This window comes from Ancylobacter tetraedralis, assembly GCF_014195655.1.
GTDB classification, from domain to species: Bacteria; Pseudomonadota; Alphaproteobacteria; order Rhizobiales; family Xanthobacteraceae; genus Ancylobacter; species Ancylobacter tetraedralis.
Map to the genome: position 1 here is coordinate 1,025,886 of NZ_JACICD010000001.1, position 20,156 is coordinate 1,046,041.

Here is a 20,156-nt window from a genome sequence, read left to right on the forward strand (position 1 = left end):
GGGGCGCCAGCGCGGCGCGCCCTGGGAAGCCTTGGGGGAGATGGAGTGCGGCGGCCGGAACGGATCCGGCCTTCTGCCTCTTTCCGCTCCATTCAGGCCGGTACGCGCTCCCAGGTCGGGAACGGGTCGGGCAGGTGCTTGAACGGCTCGGGATCGAACACGTTCGGCTTCATCGGACCGACCAGGCAGGCGTCGAGCGCGGCGCGGATCGCCGCCTCATCCATGTTCACGCCGATGAAGACCAGTTCCTGCCGCCGGTCGCCATAGCCGGGCGTCCAGTGCTGGCGCAGCCAGGAACGCCAGTCCGGCTGCGTCGGCCAGTGCTCGGTCGGGATCGCCGCCCACCATTGGCCGATCGAGCCGGTGCGGCAGATAGCGCCCGCGAGCGACATCTCCCCCACCCGGCGCGGGCGGGTAGCCAGCCAGAACAGGCCCTTGGCCCGCACCAGCCCCGGCCAGGTGCGGGCGAGGAAGGCGTCGAACTTCTCCGGGTGGAACGGCCGGCGGGCGCGATAGACGAAGCTGGAAACGCCGTATTCCTCGGTTTCCGGCACATGGTCCTTGAAGCCGTTCAGCTCCTTGAACCAGGTCGGGTGTTCATGGGCGGCCTCGAAATCGAACCGGCCGGTGCCGAGAATGTCCTTGAGCGGCACATGGGCCTGATCGGTCTCGATGAGGCGCGCGTCGGGGTTCAGCGCCTTCACCACGGCCCGCACCTCGGTGCGCCGCGCCGGGACGACGTCCGAGACCTTGTTGAGCACGATGACATCGGCGAACTCGATCTGGTCGGTCAGCAGGTCGACCAGCGTGCGCTCATCCTCCTCGCCCGCCGTCTCGCCGCGATCGCGCAGGAAATCGCGGGAGCCGAAATCCTTGAGCAGGTTGGCGGCATCCACCACCGTCACCATCGTGTCGAGCCGGGCGACGTCGGAGAGCGAAAAGCCGTCCTCGTCGCGGAACTCGAACGTGGCGGCGACGGGCAGTGGCTCGGCAATGCCGGTGGATTCGATCAGCAGATAGTCGAAACGCCCCTCGGCCGCGAGCCGGCGCACCTCGGCGAGCAGATCGTCGCGCAGGGTGCAGCAGATGCAGCCATTGGTCATTTCGACCAGCTTTTCCTGCGTGTGCGAAAGGTTGGCGTCGCCCGCCCGCACCAGCTCGGCATCGATGTTCACTTCCGACATGTCATTGACGATGACCGCCACGCGCAGCCCCTCGCGATTGGCGAGGACATGGTTGAGCAGGGTGGTCTTTCCGGCGCCGAGAAAGCCGGACAGCACCGTGACCGGAAGGCGTGAATCGGACATAGGGACGCGCTCCATGTGTGAAATGATATAATGTATCACTTACATGGAGACGGCATCGGATCAAGCCCATCGGCCATCGGCGGAAACACAGGCTCGTCTGGCTCCGGTTCGATCCGGCATCCGTAGGCTGGATCGGCATTGCGAGCCGCAGACCCCGAAAAATTCGCGCGATTGCGGTTTCCAACGGGCGCCGGGTTGCGCCCCGTTCACAGGCTGTCGTAGAGCGCGTTCACATTATCCAGCGAATAGGCGAACTCGACCGGGCGGGTGCAGAGCCAGCCCCGGAAAGCCTTGCCCTCCAGTGCCTTGAGCACCTCCGGCATTCGGAGGATCCCCCCGCCATAGAGCCGGTTCGCCATGTCGAGCATGCCGGTGCGGTGCATCGCCTCGCTCAGGCTGCCGCAGGCCTCCTTCACCAGGAAGACGTGGAAGCCGAGATAGACGGCGTCGAATACCGTCGCCGTCACGCAGCTGTCGGTGAGCACACCGGCCACCACCAGCGTCTCGATCCCGCGCGCCTTCAGCCGCGCCTCCAGATCGGTATGGCGGAACGCGCTCGGCCAGTTCTTGTGGAGGACGATATCGCCATCCTGTGGCGCGACCTCCGCACAGATTTCCGCGCCCGGTTCGCCCGCGACGGCCGAGCGGAACGTCTCGCCGGCCGCTTCATCGTGCAGCGCATAGTCGCCGCGTTCCTCGTCCCGCACATAGAACTGCGCGTGCACGACACAGATGCCGGCTTTCCGGGCGGTCGCCAGCAATTGCGCGGCGTTGGCGAGGACGCTGTCGTAGCCGATGATCGCCCAGGTGGCGCCGGGGCGGTACTCGTTCTGCAGGTCGATGAGGATAAGGGCGGTGGTCGCGGGCGTCATGCGGCGCCTTTTCCGGTGCGGGCAGGAGCAGAAGCAGGAGCGGAAGCCGGAGCGGGTTCAGCCGGCGGTGGCCGGCCGGCGCGGTCCGGCGGCCTGCGCGATGAGCGCGTATTCGTCCGGGCGGCGGTAGCGCGCGAAGTCGAAGCCCGCCTTCGCGCAGTCCTCATTCATGGCGAGATCGGCGCGGTGGACGATCACCTCGTCGCCCAGCGAGTTGGCCAGCGCGACGATTTCCCCGCTGGGGGCGATGATGCAGGAGCCGCCGATCAGTGCCTGCCCCTCCTCGACCCCGGCCTTGGCGGCGGCGGCGATCCACACCGTGTTCTGGTAGGCGCCGGCCTGCATCGGCAGATGGTTGTGGAACATGCGCAGATGCGCAAGCCGCGGGGTCTCGGTGAGGAGGAGCGGTGTGTTGTAGCCGATCAGCACCATTTCCGCGCCGTTGAGGCACAGCATGCGGTAGGTCTCCGGCCAGCGCCGGTCGTTGCAGATCGCCATGCCGATCCGCACCCCCTCGAAGGAAAATACCGGGAAGCCGAGATTGCCCGGCTCGAAATAGCGGCGCTCGAGATGCACCGTCACGCCTTCCTCCGGCGCCTCGGAGCCGGGCACATGCATCTTGCGATAGCGGCCGATCACCGCCCCGTCGCGCCCCGCCAGCACCATCGTGTTGAAGCGCCGTTCGCGTCCGTCCTCCACCACGCTCTCGCAATAGCCGAGCGCGAAGCCGACCTTGAGACGCCGGGCCGCCGCGAATAGCGGGGCGGTGTCCGGGCCGGGCATCTCGCGCTCGTAGAAGGCGCGGATCTCGTCCGGGTCGGTCAGATCCCAGCGGGGAAAGAAGGTGGTGAGCGCCATTTCCGGGAACACCGCCAGTTCGGCGCCTCCCGCCGCCGCCGTTTCCAGCAGGGCGATGAGCCGCGCCACCACGTCCGCCCGGCTCTCCGCACGGGCGATCGGGCCGGTCTGGCAAACGGCGACGTTCAGGCGGCGAGCCATGGCGTGGTGTCCTCGATGGGCAGGCGGAAGGTGGAGGGATCGAGCGGTCGGCGCGGCAGGAAGCGGCCCTGCGGCGGCCGGTCGGCGAGGCGGCCGTCCGCGACCACGGTCTGGCCGCGCAGCAGCACGGTGAGGGGCCGGCCGCTCATCCAGCGCCCCTCGAAAGGCGTGTAGCCAGCGCGCGAGCGCTGCTCGGCGGCGCGGACCTGCCAGCGCGCGGCGGGATCCCACAATACGAGATCGGCATCGAAACCGGGCGTGATCGCCCCCTTGCGCTCGAGCCCGTAATAGCGGGCCGCCGCCGCGCCGGCGACGCTGAGATAGCGCGGCAGCGACAGGCGCCCGCTTGCCAGCCCTTCCGAGAACAGCAGCGGCAGGCGGGTCTCCAGTCCCGGTATGCCGCTCACCGCCTTGTCGAAATCCTCCGCCGCCACCTTGTCGGCCAGCGGGCCGGGCGAATGGTCGGAGGACCACAGCGCGATGTCGCCCGCTTCCAGCGCCTGCCACAGCGCGGCATGGCTGGCGGCTTCCCGTCCGGGCGGGCAGAACAGGAAGCGCGCGGCGTCCTCCGCCGGCCCGTCCAGCGCGGCGGGCGGCACCAGCACATATTGCGGGCAGGTCTCGCCGGTCACGTCGGTGCCGCGCAGCCGGGCCCGCGTCAGTTCCTCGATCCCCTGCGCCGACGAGATATGGACGATCAGCACGCGCGCGCCCGTCACCTCCGCCAGCGTCGCCACCCGGTGGATGGCCTCGCGCTCCACGGCCGCACTGTGGGCGATGAGGTGATAGCGCAGCGCGGTGCGGCCGGCGGCGAGCAGCTTGTCGCGGCTGTGCCGGATGATCGCATCGTTCTCGGCATGGATCATTACCGTCATGCCGCGCGCGCGAGCGCCGTCCATCAGTTCCAACATCCGTTCGTCGGAGACGGCGAAGCCCTCATAGGTCATGAATGCCTTCACCGAGGGGATGCCCTGCGCGCAGAGCCAGTCCATCTGGTCCTGCGCGGGGCCGGTCGCCTCCGTGGCGATGGCGTGCAGGCTGTAATCGGCGAAGCTGCGGCCCTCGGCCAGCGCCAGCGAGCGCTCCACCGCCTGCGGCATGGTGGTGCCCGGCGCCGGCATGGCGAAGGGGACGATGGTGGTCGTGCCGCCGAATATCGCGGCGAGGCTGCCGGTGCCGAACCCGTCCGCCCCCTCGGTGCCGCCCCAACTGGGCTGGTCGAGGTGGCAATGGGTATCGACGCCGCCCGGCAGCACCCAGAGCTCCGCCGCGTCGAGAATTTCCGCCCCTTTCAGGCCCTCGCCCAGCGCGGTGATGCGGCCGTCGTCGATGCCGATGTCGCAATGGGTCCAGCCGTCGGAAAGCCCGACGCGGCCATTGGTGATGACCCGTTCATGCATGATGGTTGTTTGCCTCGTTCAGGCTGTCGGCGGCGAGGATGATGGGTTCCATCGCCAGCAGCGTCTCGCGGGGAAGGTGGCAGGCTATGGCGTGGCCCTCGCCGAAGAGCTGGGCGGGCGGCACGGTCCGTTCGCACAGGTCCTCGATGGCGTAGGGGCAGCGTGTGGAGAACGGGCAGCCGGCGGGCGGGTTGCTGGGCGAGGGCATCTCGCCAGAGATCACCACTTTGCGCTTGCGGATGGTGGGATCGGCGATCGGCACGGCCGCGAGCAGCGCTTCCGTATAAGGGTGGTAGGGCGGGGCGAAGATGTCGCCGGTGCGGCCCTGTTCCATGATGCGGCCCAGATACATCACCACCACGCGGTCGGAGAGATAGCGCACCACCGAGAGATCGTGGCTGATGAACAGTAGCGTCGTGCCGTTGCGGCGCTGGATGTCCATCAGGAGTTCGGTGACGGCCGCCTGCACCGAGACGTCGAGCGCCGAGACCGGCTCGTCCGCCACCACCACTGCGGGGTCCCCGGCAAAGGCGCGGGCGATGCCGATGCGCTGCTTCTGCCCGCCGGAGAGCTGGCGCGGGCGGCGCCCGGCGAAGTCGCGCGGCAGCTTCACCGTGTCGAGCAGTTCGAGCACCCGCTCGCGGATCTGCGCCTCGCTCATGCGGGCGCCGAACCGGCGCAGCACCCGGGCGATCTGGAAGCCGACCGTCTGGCTGGGGTTGAGCGTGTCGAACGGGTTCTGGAACACCATCTGCAGGCTGCGGATGGTGACGCGGTCGCGCTTGGTCACCGGCAGGCGGGCAAGTTCCTCGCCCATCAGCGAGATCGAGCCGGAGGTGGCCTGGTCCAGCCCCATGAGGATGCGCGCGAAGGTCGACTTGCCGCAGCCCGATTCGCCCACGATCGCCAGCGTCTCGGCCTCCCGCGCCTCGAAGGTGAGGTCCTCGTTGGCGCGCACCGCGTGATAGCGCTTCGAGAGCCCCTCGACCTGCAGCACGGTGCGGCCGATCTTCGTTTCCTCGCGCGTCACGGCGCCGGCGGCTGGCGTGTCCCAGTCGATCTCGGCGATGCGCCGGCAGCGCGAGGCGTGGGTGCGCGACACCTGCGCCATCGGCACGGCGGCCTCGTCGCAGCGCCCCGGCTCGAAGAACGCGCAGCGCGGCCCGAAATAGCAGCCGTGGGGCCGGTTGGTCGGCGAGGGCAACTGGCCGGGAATGGTGACGAGCGGCCGGCTGGCCTTGTCCGCGCTGGGCACGGGGATGGAGGCGAAAAGCCCGCGCGTATAGGGGTGGCGGACCCGTCGGAACACCTCGTCCACCGGCCCGGTCTCCACCGCCTCGCCCGAATACATCACGGTGAGGCGCTGGCAGGTCTCCAGGATCAGGCCGAGATTGTGCGAGACATAGAGCATCGCCGTGCCGAACTCGGTGGAGATGTCGCGGATGAGGTCGACGATGCCGGCCTCGACCGTCACGTCCAGCGCCGTGGTCGGTTCGTCCAGCAGCAGCACCTTCGGGTTGGCCAGCAACGCCATGGCGATGACGATGCGCTGCTGCTGCCCGCCCGAGAGCTGGTGCGGATAGGCCGCGAGGATGCGCCCGGCATCGGCGAGCCGCACCCGCTCCAGCATGGCGGCGGCGCGGTCGAGCGCGCTCGCCCGATCGAGGCCCTGATGCACGGTCAGCACCTCGGCGAGTTGGCGGCCGATGCGCAGGGTCGGGTTCAGCGAGGCCATCGGCTCCTGGTAGATCATCGCGATGTCGGCCCCGCGCACGCGCCGCAGTTCCGTTGGCGAGAGGGTCAGCAGGTCGCGTCCCTCGAACAGCACCTGCCCGCCGGTGATCCGCCCGTTGCGGCCGAGATAGCGCATGATGGCGAGCGCGATGGTGGATTTGCCGCAACCGGATTCGCCCACCAGTCCGTGCGCCTCGCCGGGCATGAGCTTCAGGTTGAAGTCCACCACCGCCGGCACCAGCCCCGCCCGCGTCTCGTAGGAGACTGAGAGATTGCGGCATTCGAGGATGGGGGAGGGGCTGGCCGTCGCCGCCTGCGGGGAGTGCGTGTCCATCGGCTCAATCCCTCAGACTCATCTCGCGCAATCCGTCGGCCATCAGGTTGAAGCCGAGGATCAGGCTGCTGACCGCCACGGAGGGCACGATCATCATGTAGGCGAACTTCCACAGCAGGGCCGAACTGGCGGCCTCCTTGATCATCAGACCCCAGTCGGGATCGGGCGGCTGCAGGCCGAGGCCGAGAAAGGTCAGCGTGGTGATGGCCACCGTGGTGTAGCCGAGCCGCAGGCAGGCATCGACGATGAGCGGCCCGCGAACATTGGGCAGGATCTCCACGGCCATGATCCACAGCGCGCTCTCGCCGCGCGTCTGGGCGGCCTGGATGTAATCCCGGGTGGATTCCACCAGCGCCAGCCCGCGCACGATGCGCATGATGCCCGGCGCGGAGGAGAAGGTGACGGCGAGGATGATCGAGAAGCCGCTCTGGCCGAGAAAGTTCAGCACCAGGATGAGCAGCACCATGACCGGGAAGGACAGCAGGATATTGGCGATGAAGGACAGGATCTCGTCCCACCAGCCGCGCAGGTAGCCGGCCATGAGGCCGAAGGCGACGCCGACGACATAGGCGCAGGCGGTGGCGGTGATGCCCCACACGATCACCCGCTGCCCGCCCCACAGGGTGCGCGAGAGCATGTCGCGTCCGCGCATGTCCGCGCCGAGCCAGAAGAAGTGTCCCGCCTTCGCCGTGAAGGGCGGGGCGAAGGGGGCGATCGGGCGGTTCGGATCGACCAGCGGCAGGTAGGGCGCGGCCACCGCCATCAGGATCCAGAACATCACCAGCGTGAGGCCGATGCGGGCAATGGCCGATTCCCGCCACGACACGATGCCGAGCCCATAGAGAACCAGCACCGCCGGGATCGAGGGGATCAGCGCGGCGGCATGGGCAGGGCCCAGCGCATCGGGAAACACCACATAGGCGACCAGCGAGCACCAGACGAGCGCGAGCAGCGCCACCACCACCGGCAGGCGGGCGATTGTCGGGCGCCACGATGCCCGCTCGGGATGGGTTGCCGGCACGGGAGGAGAGGAGAGCGTCATCCGGCCGCTCCCACGCGTGGGTTGAGGAGGATATAGGCGATGTCGGACAGAAGCTGCGAGAGGGCCGCGACGGCCACCGCCACCAGCGTGGCGGCCTGCAGCACCGCGATATCGCCGAACATCGCCGCCTCGTAGAGCATCCGGCCGAAGCCGGAATACTGGAAGAACACCTCCACCACCACGACATGCGACAGCAGCCAGTTGAGCTGCAGGAAGATCAGCGTGAAGGGCACGATGAGCGCATTGCGAAGAGCGTGCCCTACGATGACGTGCGACCCGGCGAGGCCCTTGAGCACGGCGGTGCGGATGTAGTTGGCGGACATCACCTCCGCCATGGAGGCGCGGGTCATGCGCACGACATAGCCGATGTCGTAGATCAGCAGGGTCAGCAGCGGCAGCACCAGTTCGCGGAAGGAGAAGCCGCCCACCATGGCGGATTTCGCCGGCACCCACCCCAGCCCCAGGCTGAGGAACACGGTGAGCAGCACAGCCGTCGCGATCTGCGGGATCGAGGTGGTGACGACGGCGACGATGGAGATCACCCGGTCCAGCCTCCCACCCTCGCGCATGCCGGCCAGCACGCCGAGCGTGAGCGAGATCGGCACCATGAGCACGAAGAAGCAGGAGGCGAGGATGGCGGTGCGCTGCAACCGGTCGGCCAGCAGCGTCGACACCGCCATGTTCTTCTCGATTGAGCGGCCGAGGTCGCCCTGCATCACATCGCCGACCCAGGTGACATAGCGCGACAGGAACGGCTCGTTCAGCCCCTTCTTCTCCAGCCAGCCCTCGTAATCCGCCGCGTTCAGCGTGGCGACGCCGAAGCCGCCCAGCTCCGACACGGCAATCTGGCGGCGGAACTGGTCGGTATCGAAGATCGCGAAGAGCAGGAGCGAGGTCACGCCCATGATCAGGAGCATCTGCCCCAGCCGCTTTGCGATGAGCCTCGCCATCGATCGGTCTCTCTTCGGTTCACGTCGGGGCGGGTGCGAGGGGGCAGTGCGTCGGCCGGCAGTGCGCGCGGGGCGCGCGATTTCAGAGCGCCGCGATGACCATGATTTCCACCCGGTAGGCCTCACCGGCCAGGCGCCCTTCCACGGTGGCGCGCACCGGCATGGCCGAGTGGTCGATCCAATCGTCCCACACCCCGTTCATCCGGTCGAAATCGGCAATGTCGCGCAGCCAGATGGTGGCGCTGAGCAGCTTCGAGCGGTCGCTGCCGGCCAGGCCGAGAAAGTGGTCGATCTTGGCGAGCGTGTCGCGCGTCTGCTGCACGACGTCGCCCGACGTATCGTCGGCGGTCATGCCGGCGAGGTAGACGGTGCCGTTATGGGTGAGTACCCGGCAGAAGCGGGTGCCGTTCTCGATGCGGTTGATCGTCATCAGGCCGCTCCTCTGGTGGTGGACGGGGAAGACACCTGCGGCGCGGGCGCGAACCGCGCGGGCGACAGGTCGGAGGCCGATATGCCGAGCCGCTGGAGATCGTCTGGCAGGTCCTGCCCGCCGATCAGCGCGGCGGCGATGCGCGAGAGGCTGGACGACGTCTTGATGCCGTAGCCGCCCTGTCCCGCCAGCCAGAAGAAACCCTCGGCCCGCGGATCGAAGCCGACCACGGGCGACCTGTCGGCCGCGAAGGTGCGCAGGCCCGCCCAGGAATGGCTTACGCGCGTGACCGTGAGATGGGTCGCGCGCTCCAGCCGCTCGGCACCGATCGCGACATCCATGTCGTCCGCCCACGCGTCCATCGGCTTGCTCGGTGTGGCGTCGGCCGGAGACACCATGAGCTGCCCGCCAGCGACCTTGACGTAGAATTCCTCGCCCACATCGTTGACCAGCGGCCAATGCGCGATGGAATGGCCCACCGGCGCGGGAATGTTGAAGGCGGTGCGGCGCAGCGGCTGCAGCCCCAGCGGGGCGATGCCGGCCATTTGCGCCACCTCGTCCGCCCAGGCGCCCGCCGCATCGACCATGACAGGCGCTGCGAACAGGCCCGCCGGCGTTTCCACCTGCCATTCACCGTTGCGGCAGGCGATGCCGCGCACCTGCGCGCGGGTGACGATGCGCGCACCGGCCGCGCGGGCGCCGCGCAGGAAGCCGTTCTGCAGCGCGTCGACATCGATATCCATCGAATGCGGCTCGAGGATCGCGCCGGCGAGATAGTCGCGCCGCAGCACCGGCACGCGCGCGAGGGCGTCGTCGATGGAGACCGGCACGATGCTGGGCACCAGAAGCCGCGCCCGCGCCAGTTCGGCGTCGAGCCGTTCCATCTGGTCGGCGCGGGCAATGGTGAGCATGCCGCGCGGGGAGAGCAGGGGGTGTTCGCAGAAGCCGGCCGGCGGAGAAGCGAGAAACGGCCGGCTGCCGAGGGCGAGGCGCCGGACGAGGCCGGTACCGTAATTCTCCGTGAAACTCGCCGCCGAGCGGCCGGTGGCGTGGTAGCCGCAGACGCTCTCGCGCTCCAGCAGGATGACCGAGCGGGTCTTGGCGATCTCATAGGCGGCGCCCGCACCGGCAATGCCGCCGCCGAGGATCACCACATCCGCGTGCGCCACCTCGCTCATGCCCGGCCAGCCTGGCTCAGCGCGCGGCGCGACCCGCTGGCCACGTGTGGCGCGGGGTGGGGGCACTCACGTTCTGACGCGCGAAAAATCCGGGCCATGGGGGCAATTCCGATTCTCATGGCGTTAAATTAGGCTGTGCTTCATCGCTGATCACGCGAGGAATTCGTCGTCATTGACCCTTGAATCTTTGGCCAGCCCGCAGCCATGGCGCTTCCTGCGCGCCCGCCCCCCTGCTTCCTCGTGGCCGGCGGTCGTTAATGCAGGATCAAGGTGATGCCGCCTCTCGGTGCATCCTCCGGTTGGACCGTCGGCAGACGGCGCGGTGCCGAAGCCCGGCACGACCGCTCGCATGGCCTCCGGCGCCCGCGGGCTCGGATCCGGCAGGGCCTCACCGCGCGGGGGCGGCTCGTCCCGGACGGGCTTGCCTCAATTAAATCCGGGTCATTGCCCCCGCCCTATTTGATTGCGAGGTCTCCCCGGCGCGGCGTTATGCTGCCGGCGAATGAGCGATGTCCCGCCCCGAGCCTAGCTGCTCGCCGGGTGCGGGCCCGGTTCCATGCGGTCCCACTCCGATGGGGGTTGAATGCTGAAACAGCGAATTGCCGGCCTGTTGAACGAACGCCGCTCTGGCTTCTCCATGCCGCAGGCCTTCTATGTGGACGAGGAGATCTTCCAGGCCGACCTTGAGGCGGTCTTCGCCTCGGACTGGCTGTTCGCCTGCAGCGTGGCGGAGATCAAGCGGCCCGGCGATTATGTGACGATGGAAATCGGCCGCGATTCCGTGGTGATCCTGCGGGATCGCGACGGCGAGGTGAAAGCCTATTTCAACACCTGCCGCCATCGCGGCTCGCGTATCTGCCTGCATGAGAGCGGCCGGGCCAACCGGCTGGTCTGTCCCTACCATCAATGGGTCTACGAACTGGACGGCCGCCTCATCAACGCGCGGCAGATGCCGGCGGATTTCGACAAGAGCGGCTACTCGCTGGTGCCGGTGCATGTCGAGGTGATCTGCGGCATGGTCTATGTCAGCGTCGCCGAAAACCCGCCTTCGTTCGCGCGCTTCCGCGACACGGTCACGCCCTATATCGCGCCGCACCAGCCGGACCGCACCAAGGTGGCGTTTTCCTCCACCATCATCGAGGAGGCGAACTGGAAGCTGGTCATCGAGAATAATCGCGAATGCTATCACTGCGCCGGCAATCACCCGGCGCTGCTGGTGACGCTGGTGGAATTCGCCCTGCCGGACCACCCGGCAGCCAATGCCACCTTCAAGAACCTGATGGACACCTCGACCGCGCGCTGGGATCGCCTGGGCCTGCCGCACAAGCCCGCCGATGGCGGCATCGAGTTCCGCTGCATCCGCCTGCCGTTCAACGAGGATTGCGTGTCCTTCACCCGTGACGGCGCGCCGGCCTGCAACAAGCTGCTGGCCGATTTCACCGAGCCCGATCTCGGCTCGGTGCGCATGTTCCGTGTGCCGAACAACTGGAACCACTTCCTTGCCGACCACATCATCCATTTCCGCGTGCTGCCGCTCGGCCCCAACCGCACCGCGGTGAAGACCACATGGCTGGTGCATGAGGACGCGGTGGAGGGTGTCGACTACGACATAAAGCGCCTGACCGAGGTGTGGACCGAAACCAATGACGAGGACCGCATCCTCGCCGAGCATAATCACCAGGGCATCCAGTCGCGGGCCTATCGCCCCGGTCCCTTCGCGCCGTCCGAGTTCATGCTGAAGAATTTTGCGGAGTGGTACTACGGCAAGATGTCCGACTACGTGCACGGCCCCGCGCACCGCATCGCCGCCGAGTGAGCCGCATGACCATCGACATGCCGGCCGGGACGGCCGGCCTCATGCTTACCTGCATCGACATCCGCCCCGAGGCGCCGGGGGTGAAGACCTTCCGCTTCCGCGCCGGCGAGGGCGTCGCGGTTTCCTTCGTGCCGGGTCAGGCGATGATGCTCGCCATCGAACGGGCCGGCGAGAGACACTGGCGCAGCTTTTCCATCTCGGGGGCCGGCGCGGATGGCGCCCTCGAGATGACCATCAAGGCGCAGGCGCCCGGCGGGGCCACCCATTGGCTGCATGAGCGGCTGGAGCCCGGCATGACGCTGCCGGCACGGGCGGCACGTGGCGCCTTCACGCTGGCGGTACGCAGCGGCGGGCCGGTTGCCTTCATTTCCGCCGGCTCGGGCGTGACGCCGTTAATCGCCATGCTGCGCGAACTCGCGCGGACGGATCCCGAGGCGGATGTCGCCTGGGTCCACGCTGCCCGCCGCGAGGACGACATCCTGTTCGCGCAGGCGCTGGCGGAACTGCAGGCGCGCATGCCGAACCTCGCGGCGTCGATCACCGTCAGCCATCCCGGTGCCGGCTGGTTTGGCTATCGCGGACGGGTCAACCGGCGCCGGATGTCGGTCATGGTGCCCGACTTCGCCGCGCGCGAGGTGTTCTGCTGCGGGCCGTCCGCCTTCATGCAGGAAATCCGGCTCATTCACGCGGCGGAGGGCGGGCGCAAGGAACGCTTCCACACGGAGCGCTTCCACGCGGAAGGTGGGGGCGTCGCCGCGCCGGCGAGCCCGGCGGCGGTTCCGGCGAACGGAAACCCGGCGGGGGATTTCCAGCTCTGGGCGGCCGGGCGGGAACTGGCGATACGCGCGGACGAGACGGTGCTGCAGGCCAGCCTGCGCCAGGGTGTCATCATCCCCTGCGGCTGCGGCGAGGGCCTGTGCGGCACCTGCATGGTCAAGCTCGAACGCGGCAGCGTGGCGCTGCACCACAATGGCGGCATCACGCCGGAGGAGGAGGCCGAGGGCTATATCCTCGCCTGTTCCAGCCGGCCGGTCTCGGATCTCGCCATCACCATCGGCTGAGCCTGCCGCTCTCCCGCTCACTCCCTCCCTCGCGGAATGACTCGCGCATGATTGCCCCGATCCCGGCCGTGGCCGCCATGGCGTCCTATCCGCTGGCCGATCCGGCACCGGAAGGGGCGATCTCGCTGGCGCAGAACGAGAGCGCCTTTCCCCCGAGCCCGCGGGCGCTGGCGGCGGGGGCGGCGGCGCTGGCCCGTGGCGCGCTCTATCCCGATGCCGACTGGAGCGACCTGCGCGCGGCCATTGCCGCGGTGCATGATGTGTCGGGCGAGAGCATTCTCTGCGGCGCGGGGTCGATGGAACTGATCGGCGCGGTGATCCGGGCCTTCAGCGGGCCGGGCGACGAGGTGCTCGGTTCACGCTTCGGCTATCTCTTCGTCGCCACCGCCTGCCGGCAGTCCGGCGCCCGCTATGTCTGTGCCGACGAGACGGACTACACCGTGTGCGTCGATAGCCTCCTGCGTTCGGTCGGGGCCGACACGCGGATCGTCTTCGTCTGCAATCCGGCCAACCCGACCGGCACGCGCATCGCCAATGCCGAGATCATCCGCCTGCGCGCCGGCCTGCCCGCGCGGGTGCTTCTGGTGGTCGACCAGGCCTATGGCGAGTTCGATGACCAGGACGCGCGTCCGGTTTTCGATCTCGTGGCCGGCGGCGGCACGGTGGTGCTGCGCAGCTTTTCCAAGGCCTATGGGCTGGCCGGTGCCCGCGTCGGCTGGGGGCTTTTTCCCCCCGCGATCGGCGTCGAGGCCCGCAAGTTGCTCAACCCCAACAATGTCGGCGCCGTGAGCCAGGCCATGGCGGCGGCGGCGATGCGCGACGGGGCGCATATGCGCGCCATCGTCACCGAGACCCGCCGGGCGCGCGAGGCGCTCGCCGCCACGCTGCGGACGGCGGGCTTCGCACCGCCCCGCAGCCACACCAATTTCCTGCTCATCCCCTTCGCCAGCCCGCGCGCGTGCCGCGCGGCCGACAGGTCGCTGCGCGCGGAGGGCCTGCTGCTGCGCGGCATGGACGGCTACGGGCTTGGCCATTGCCTGAGGGTGACGATTGGGCCCGCCGAGGCGATGGCTCGCGTCGCCGCGCGGCTTTGCGCCGGCGGCCCCGCCTTTCCTGATGAGGGGGGCGGGTAGGGCGCTTTCGGGCCGGGCGGAGGTCGACGCGCGTGAAGCAGGCGCTTCAGGACTATCGCTTAAGGTTTTGCAGTGGCACGTGGCGGGTTTGTTTTATTCGCGGCGGCGTGCGCGACGATCCATTCCCGCACCGCCCGGCAATAATTGCCCTTGGAGAGCGGATTTTCGACGAGATAATAGGCCCAAGGGCTCGGCCGCCGCACCGGCAGCGGCTCCACCAGCAGGCCGCGCTCGATATAGACCTGCGCCAGCGACCATTGCGTGGCGACGATTCCCGCCCCGCGGGAGGCCAGTTCGAGCGCCACATTGGTGGAGTTCGCCGCGAGGCTGCGCGGGCGTTCGGCGGCGCCAAGATGCAGCGCCTCGGCCATGATCTGCCAGCATTCCTGCCGCCCCAGAACCTGGATCCACGGCTGCCGCATCACATCGGCGCCGGTGCGCAGCGGCACGTTGCCCTCCAGAAGCCGGGGCGAGCAGACGAGCACCAGTTCGTCATCCCACAGCAGCGTGCCGGAAGACGGCTGGTCGTCGAAGCGGCGGATCGCGATGGTGAGGTCGGAGAGCTGCTCATCCGTGTCCTCCCATACCGTGCCCTGCAACACCACCTCGATGGCGGGATGCACGCCGTGGAAAGGCGCCATCACGGCGGCCAGCCAGTTTTCCGCGAGGCTGACGGGGCAGGTGACGACGACGGTGCGGTTGCGACCCTTGGCGACGATGGCCTCGGTGGCGTTGTCGATTTCCGCCAGCGCCTGGCGCAGCGTGGGCAGGAACGCCTCGCCCATGTCGGTGAGCTTGAGGCTGCGCGGGTAGCGGATGAACAGCTGGCGCCCGATATACTGCTCCAGCGCGCGCACATGGCTGCTGATCGCCGCCTGCGTATAGCCCAGTTCCTGCGCGGCAGCGGTGAAGCTGAGATGGCGCGCCGCGCTCTCGAAGGAGCGGATATAGTTCAGGGGAGCCGGCGGCTTCATGCGGTATCCGGGTGACAGGTCATCCGTGCGAGCCTAGTGATGGCATTCCCCGCCGGCAATGCGCATCCCTTTTGCAGCGCAAAAAAAATCGTGGCAATGGCCGTAAATTTCTTGCGTGATTGCCCGCTTGCCCACGATAGGCTTGGGTCAATCGAGCCATAAAAGACGCAACGACACGGCATCCGGTCGATCTGGAAGTCGCCGCACCCCATCGTGCGGTGCGTTCGGTCGATGGGTCGATGGCGATCGGCGGTCGCCTGTCGGCGGTATCCTGTCGGCGTGGCGTGTCGACGCCGCGCATCGCCCGCCTTCCGTGTCGATACAGGCTCCGCGGCACCCATCGTTCCGGCCGTCCGTGCGTCGCATCAACCTTCCGCAATCAGATGAAAAAGGGGAACAAATGACCGGGTTTCAGGACAAGCCGCTCATCCGCGAACTCAAGCGTCAGCTCGACGAGGGCCAGATGGACCGTCGCAGCTTCGTCCGGATGGCGGCGCTGCTCGGCGTGTCGGTCGGCGCCGCCGGATCGATGGCCGGGCTCGTCAGCCCCGCCATGGCGGCGAACCCGGCGCCCGCCGCCATGCCCTGGCCCCGGATCGACCCCGACGCAAAGGCTGGCGGCGTGCTGCGCATCGGCCAGCGGGTGGCCAAGCTGGACGACCCGGCGCTCTACAGCTGGAACGAGATGTCCAACCAGACCCGCCCGATCATCGAGCACCTCGCGCTGCTCGGGCCCGACAACATCACCCGGCCGATGCTGCTGGAGAGCTGGGAGCCTTCCGACGACCTCAAGACCTGGGTGCTGCGCGTCCGCAAGGGCGTGATGTGGCACAATGGCGAGGAACTGACGGCCGAGCACGTGGCCTTCAACCTGCGCCGCTGGTGCGATTCCAAGCTCGGCTCGTCCAATATCGGCCTGTCGACCTTCAGCTCGCTGTCCGAGGAGACGGGCGAGAAGGATGCCAAGGGCAAGGCCATGCGCCGGCCGATCGCCAATGGCATCGAGGTGGTCGATACGCACACGGTGAAGCTCAACCTCGCGCGGGCGGTGCTGTCGGTGCCGGAGGACTGCGCGCAGTACCCCACCCAGATCGTGCACCCCTCTTTCAAGGCGCCGTTCTCGGACGCGCCTCTGGGCACCGGCCCGTTCACGCTCAAGCAGCTCGCGGTCGGCGATCGCTGCATCCTCCAGCGCGTGAAGAAGACCACGGATGGCAAGGATTTCGTCTATTGGGGCGGCGAGGTCTATCTGGACGAGGTGCAGTTCTTCAATTTCGATCTGGAGAACCAGACCGCGGCGCTGGCCTCCGGCACGGTCGACGCCATCTATGAACTGACGTCGGACCAGCTCGAACTGGCCAAGTCGCTGCCCGACGTGAAGATCTATTCCGCCGTGTCGGCGCAGACCGTGTGCTGCCGCATGCAGAACGACAAGAAACCGTTCGACGATATCCGCGTGCGGCAGGCGATCGTGAAGGCGGCCGACAATAACGCGATCCAGCAATTGCTGTTCCCGGAAGGCGGCGTGCCCGCCTATAATTTCCACGTCGCGCCGGTCCATCCGGAATATTTCCCGCTGCCGCCGCTCAAGCGGGATGTCGCGGGCGCCAAGGCGCTCCTGAAGGAAGCCGGCCATGCCGACGGCCTGTCGATCACCATCGATTGTGGCAACACCGATGGTCCGTGGCATCAGGCCGTGTGCGAGGCGCTGCGCGACCAGCTCGCCGACGCCGGCATCAAGCTGGCGGTGAATGTCGTGCCGACCACCCGCTACTGGGAGATCTGGAAGGACACTCCGTTCGGCATCACCTCCTGGAGCCACCGCCCGCTGGGTACGATGACGCTCGGCCTCGCCTATCGCAGCGGCGTGCCGTGGAACGAGAGCCACTATTCCAACCCGGCTTTCGACGCCGCGCTGGCGGATGCGGAATCGACCGTCGCGGTCGAGGCCCGCAAGGCCAAGATGGAGAAGGTGGAGAAGATCCTGCAGGACGACGCGGTGATGGTGCAGCCGGTCTGGCGGCCGGTCTACAACCTGTCGAGCGCCAAGGTGCATGGCTATGCCGCGCATCCCTCGCGCGAGATCGACATCGTCAAGGTCTGGATGTCCTGACGCGGCTTCCCTTCCGGCGTGGCGGCCCGCCCGGGCGCCGCGCCGGCCGCTCGAAGAGGTGCCTCGCGCATCCTACGTCCGAAGCCGTCGCGGGCGATATGCCATGACCCAGCGTGTTGCCGAATCCAGCGCGCTTCTCCTTGGCGCGCTTCTCCCCGGCGCCCGTCTCGCCGATGCGCTCCTCGCCGATCTTGCCCGCGCCACGGCCGATCCGCCCGGCATCACCCGCGCGGCGTTCGGGGAGGGCGAGCACTATGCCCATGCGCGGCTCGGCGCGGCCGCCGTCGCGCTCGGGGCGGAGCGGCGCGTCGATGCGTTCGGCAATCTCTACCTGACCCTGCCGGGACGGCGGCGGGAGCTTCCGGCTCTCGTCATCGGCTCGCATGCGGACAGCGTGCCGCATGGCGGCAATTTCGATGGCGCGGCGGGCGTGGCCGGCGGTGTCGCGGTGATGGCGAACCTCGTCGCGCAGGGCGCCCGATTGCCGCGCGACCTGACCGTGCTGATCACCCGCGCCGAAGAGGCCGCGTGGTTTCCGCTGGCCTATCCCGGCAGCCTCGCCGCGCTGGGCCGTCTGCCGCCGGAGGCGCTGGAGGCGCTGCGGAGCGATACCGGCCGCAGCCTCGCCGACCACATGGCGCAGGCGGGATTCGATCCCGAGCCGGTGCGGCGGGGCATCGCGCAGATCGCCCCGCGCGACATCGCCGCTTTCATCGAGCTTCACATCGAGCAGGGTCCGCGCCTTGTCGCCGCCGGTGCGCCCGTCGGCATCGTCACCGGCATTGCCGGCGGGCTGCGCTACACGGGCGGGCGCTGCATCGGCCGTTATGCCCATTCCGGTGCCGAGCCGCGTTTCGCCCGGCACGACGCGGTGCTCGGCTTCAACGATTTCGTCACCGCGCTGGAGCGGGAATGGGATGCGATCGAGCAGCGCGGGGGCGAAGCGACCATTACCTTCGGCCGTGTCGAATCCGATCCCGCCCAGCATGGCGGCAGCCGCGTGCTCGGCGATCTCGGCTTCACGCTGGATCTGCGGAGCATCGACGCGGCGATCCTGGCCGGGCTGGAGCGTCGCATCGCCGGCATCTGCGCCGACATCGCGGCCCGCCGCCGCGTGCGTTTCGAGCTGGGCCCCACCTTTCGCTGGAACGCGGCGGTGATGGATGCGGGGCTGATGGCAGGGCTGTCGCGCGCGGCCGTCTCCTGTGGGCTTGCCGCGCCCCCAATTCCCAGCGGCGCGGGCCACGATGCCGCCGCCTTCGCCGAAGCCGGCGTGCCGACCGCCATGGTCTTCGTCCGCAACCGGAATGGTAGCCACAATCCCGACGAGGCCATGGAAATGGAAGATCTCGCCGCCGCCATCGCACTGCTGACGGCGTTCGTGATCGCGTTCGATGGCTGAGCGTTCTCACCCGCGTGGATCGCGAGGCCGGGCATGCCGTGGACACTGCCACGCCTCCCACGATTATTTCGAGGCCATAGCCCCCGGCGATCTTGCGTGATCGCCACCGGTCCGGCGCCTAGAGTTCATTCGTGCAGAAGCCAGGTGTGGCGCGGGGCCGGGGCCCTGGGTCGGAGCATGACGATCGAGAAACGCCGACGCGGCAGGCTCGCCGCGCCTTCTCGACGACAAGAGCGTGAGATGGTCTTCGGTCTCCTGAAATCGGCCCTCCGTCGGGATGATCCCACCGCCCGTCACCTTCCGCCCCCGGCGGCGCGTCGGCGGCCGGCGGTCATTGCCGGATGCCGCCCCGGGCGCGCGGCGTGAGCGGGGTCTTCATGCGCAGTCCGTCCGTCCTGATCCATAGCGACGAAGCGGCCATCGGGCGGGAAATCCTCGCCCGCGACCACCCCGGCCTGCCGGTTGCCATCTGCGACAGCTATGCCGGCCTCGCCGAGGCGATCCGCGCGAGCGAGGCGGAGGTCGTCTATTCCACCCGGTTCATGCGCGGTGAACCCTTTCCCCGCGCGGCGCTGCTCGGCAGTGCCGGCGTGCGGTGGATTTCGGTGGGAGGCTCGGGCACCGATCATCTCCACAGCTGGGATCCGGCGCGGGTAACGGTGACGAACGCGGCCGGCGTGGCGGCCGATCTCATGGCCGAATACATCCTCGGCATGATGCTGAGCTTCTCGCTCGGCCTTCCGGCCCTCGCCCGCGCGCAGCACGCACGGACATGGGCGTCGCACCAGCCGGAGCCCATCCAGGGCCGCACACTGCTGGTGCTCGGCATGGGCGGCACGGGGCAGGCCCTTGCGCAGCGGGCGAAGGCGATGGGCATGAAGGTGCTCGGCGTCCGCGCCCGGCCCGCGCCGGCCGCGTCATTCGACGAGGTTCACGCCGCAGCGGACCTGCCCGCCCTGTGGGGCCGCGCCGACTACATCGCCTGCTGCCTGCCGCTGACGGCCGCGACGCGCGCGCTGGTCGATGCCGCCGCCTTCGCGGCGATGCGCGCCACGGCGGTGCTGATCGACGTCTCGCGCGGCGGGGTGGTCGATGAGGGCGCGCTGCTGGCAGCGCTCGATGGCGGGCGTCTGCGCGGGGCGGCGCTCGATGTCTTTCTCACCGAGCCGCTGCCGCCCGGACATCCGTTCTGGACGCACGAGAAGGTGCTCGTCACCCCGCATTGCTCATCGGCGGACGCGCAGTGGTCGGCGCGTTCCTTCGAGCGGTTTTCCCGCAATCTCGCCGCCTATCGCCGGGGCGAGGGGCTGGCAAACGTCGTCGATCCCCAGCGCGGCTATTGAGACTGAACGCACGCCGGGCGCGCCCACGCGCGTCGCCACCTGATGACACCACGCCGGCACAGCCCGGT

Annotated in this window: 16 protein-coding genes; 6 read left to right on the forward strand and 10 right to left on the reverse strand. The window is 68.7% G+C overall.

Features of this window, described 5'->3' with window-relative positions:
• Positions 1–92 precede the first annotated feature (92 nt).
• From zigA to FHS55_RS04730, 9 genes are all read right to left on the reverse strand, one after another.
• Positions 93–1,307: a zinc metallochaperone GTPase ZigA gene (gene zigA, locus FHS55_RS04690; RefSeq protein ID WP_183188458.1), complete on the reverse strand. Its 1,215-nt coding sequence runs from the start codon at positions 1,305–1,307 to the stop codon at positions 93–95.
• Positions 1,308–1,513: 206 nt separating this feature from the next.
• Positions 1,514–2,179, reverse strand: coding sequence for a cysteine hydrolase family protein (locus FHS55_RS04695; RefSeq protein WP_183188459.1), 666 nt, complete (start codon positions 2,177–2,179; stop codon positions 1,514–1,516).
• A 57-nt stretch (positions 2,180–2,236) separates the two neighbouring features.
• A complete protein-coding gene (locus FHS55_RS04700; RefSeq protein WP_183188460.1) occupies positions 2,237–3,178 on the reverse strand; it encodes a nitrilase-related carbon-nitrogen hydrolase in 942 nt (313 codons plus the stop codon).
• Positions 3,163–4,578 carry a dihydropyrimidinase gene (gene hydA, locus FHS55_RS04705; RefSeq protein WP_183188461.1) on the reverse strand — a complete coding sequence of 472 codons (1,416 nt, stop codon included), beginning with the start codon at positions 4,576–4,578 and terminating at the stop codon, positions 3,163–3,165. Before hydA ends, FHS55_RS04700 begins: the two co-directional genes overlap by 16 nt.
• A complete protein-coding gene (locus FHS55_RS04710) occupies positions 4,571–6,646 on the reverse strand; it encodes a dipeptide ABC transporter ATP-binding protein (protein ID WP_183188462.1) in 2,076 nt (691 codons plus the stop codon). The genes hydA and FHS55_RS04710 overlap by 8 nt, the downstream gene beginning before the upstream one ends.
• 4 nt (positions 6,647–6,650) lie before the next feature.
• Positions 6,651–7,688, reverse strand: a complete 1,038-nt coding sequence (locus FHS55_RS04715) for an ABC transporter permease (RefSeq protein ID WP_246339814.1) — start codon at positions 7,686–7,688, stop codon at positions 6,651–6,653.
• The gene (locus FHS55_RS04720; RefSeq protein ID WP_183188463.1) at positions 7,685–8,638 is read right to left on the reverse strand and encodes an ABC transporter permease; all 954 of its coding nucleotides are present in this window, start codon (positions 8,636–8,638) and stop codon (positions 7,685–7,687) included. Before FHS55_RS04720 ends, FHS55_RS04715 begins: the two co-directional genes overlap by 4 nt.
• Positions 8,639–8,720: 82 nt before the next feature.
• A complete protein-coding gene (locus tag FHS55_RS04725; protein WP_183188464.1) occupies positions 8,721–9,068 on the reverse strand; it encodes a RidA family protein in 348 nt (115 codons plus the stop codon).
• Complete coding sequence (locus FHS55_RS04730) at positions 9,068–10,246, reverse strand: NAD(P)/FAD-dependent oxidoreductase (RefSeq protein ID WP_183188465.1); 1,179 nt, start codon at positions 10,244–10,246, stop codon at positions 9,068–9,070. Before FHS55_RS04730 ends, FHS55_RS04725 begins: the two co-directional genes overlap by 1 nt.
• Before the next feature lie 583 nt (positions 10,247–10,829).
• Between FHS55_RS04730 and FHS55_RS04735 the strand changes: the two genes are divergently transcribed.
• The 3 genes from FHS55_RS04735 to FHS55_RS04745 are packed head-to-tail and all read left to right on the forward strand — an operon-like array spanning position 10,830 to position 14,256.
• Positions 10,830–12,062, forward strand: coding sequence for an aromatic ring-hydroxylating oxygenase subunit alpha (locus FHS55_RS04735; protein WP_183188466.1), 1,233 nt, complete (start codon positions 10,830–10,832; stop codon positions 12,060–12,062).
• 5 nt (positions 12,063–12,067) lie between these two features.
• Entirely contained in the window at positions 12,068–13,123 is a 1,056-nt protein-coding gene (locus FHS55_RS04740; protein ID WP_210286829.1) for an FAD-binding oxidoreductase, read from the forward strand.
• A 47-nt stretch (positions 13,124–13,170) separates the two neighbouring features.
• On the forward strand, positions 13,171–14,256 hold the full coding sequence (locus FHS55_RS04745; protein WP_183188467.1) for a pyridoxal phosphate-dependent aminotransferase: 1,086 nt from the start codon (positions 13,171–13,173) through the stop codon (positions 14,254–14,256).
• A 59-nt stretch (positions 14,257–14,315) separates the two neighbouring features.
• Here the strand turns inward: FHS55_RS04745 and FHS55_RS04750 are convergent, their stop codons facing one another.
• Positions 14,316–15,230 (reverse strand): LysR substrate-binding domain-containing protein, encoded by a 915-nt coding sequence (locus FHS55_RS04750; protein ID WP_183188468.1) that lies wholly within the window; start codon positions 15,228–15,230, stop codon positions 14,316–14,318.
• Between the two features lie 400 nt (positions 15,231–15,630).
• Here FHS55_RS04750 and FHS55_RS04755 point away from each other — a divergent pair, with 400 nt between their 5' ends.
• The 3 genes from FHS55_RS04755 to FHS55_RS04765 all read left to right on the forward strand — a co-directional run bounded on the left by FHS55_RS04755 (position 15,631) and on the right by FHS55_RS04765 (position 20,088).
• The gene (locus tag FHS55_RS04755) at positions 15,631–17,343 is read left to right on the forward strand and encodes an ABC transporter substrate-binding protein (protein WP_183188469.1); all 1,713 of its coding nucleotides are present in this window, start codon (positions 15,631–15,633) and stop codon (positions 17,341–17,343) included.
• A 103-nt stretch (positions 17,344–17,446) separates the two neighbouring features.
• Positions 17,447–18,745, forward strand: a complete 1,299-nt coding sequence (locus tag FHS55_RS04760; protein WP_183188470.1) for a hydantoinase/carbamoylase family amidase — start codon at positions 17,447–17,449, stop codon at positions 18,743–18,745.
• Positions 18,746–19,122: 377 nt separating this feature from the next.
• Positions 19,123–20,088 carry a D-2-hydroxyacid dehydrogenase gene (locus FHS55_RS04765; RefSeq protein ID WP_183188471.1) on the forward strand — a complete coding sequence of 322 codons (966 nt, stop codon included), beginning with the start codon at positions 19,123–19,125 and terminating at the stop codon, positions 20,086–20,088.
• The last annotated feature ends 68 nt before the right edge of the window (positions 20,089–20,156 follow it).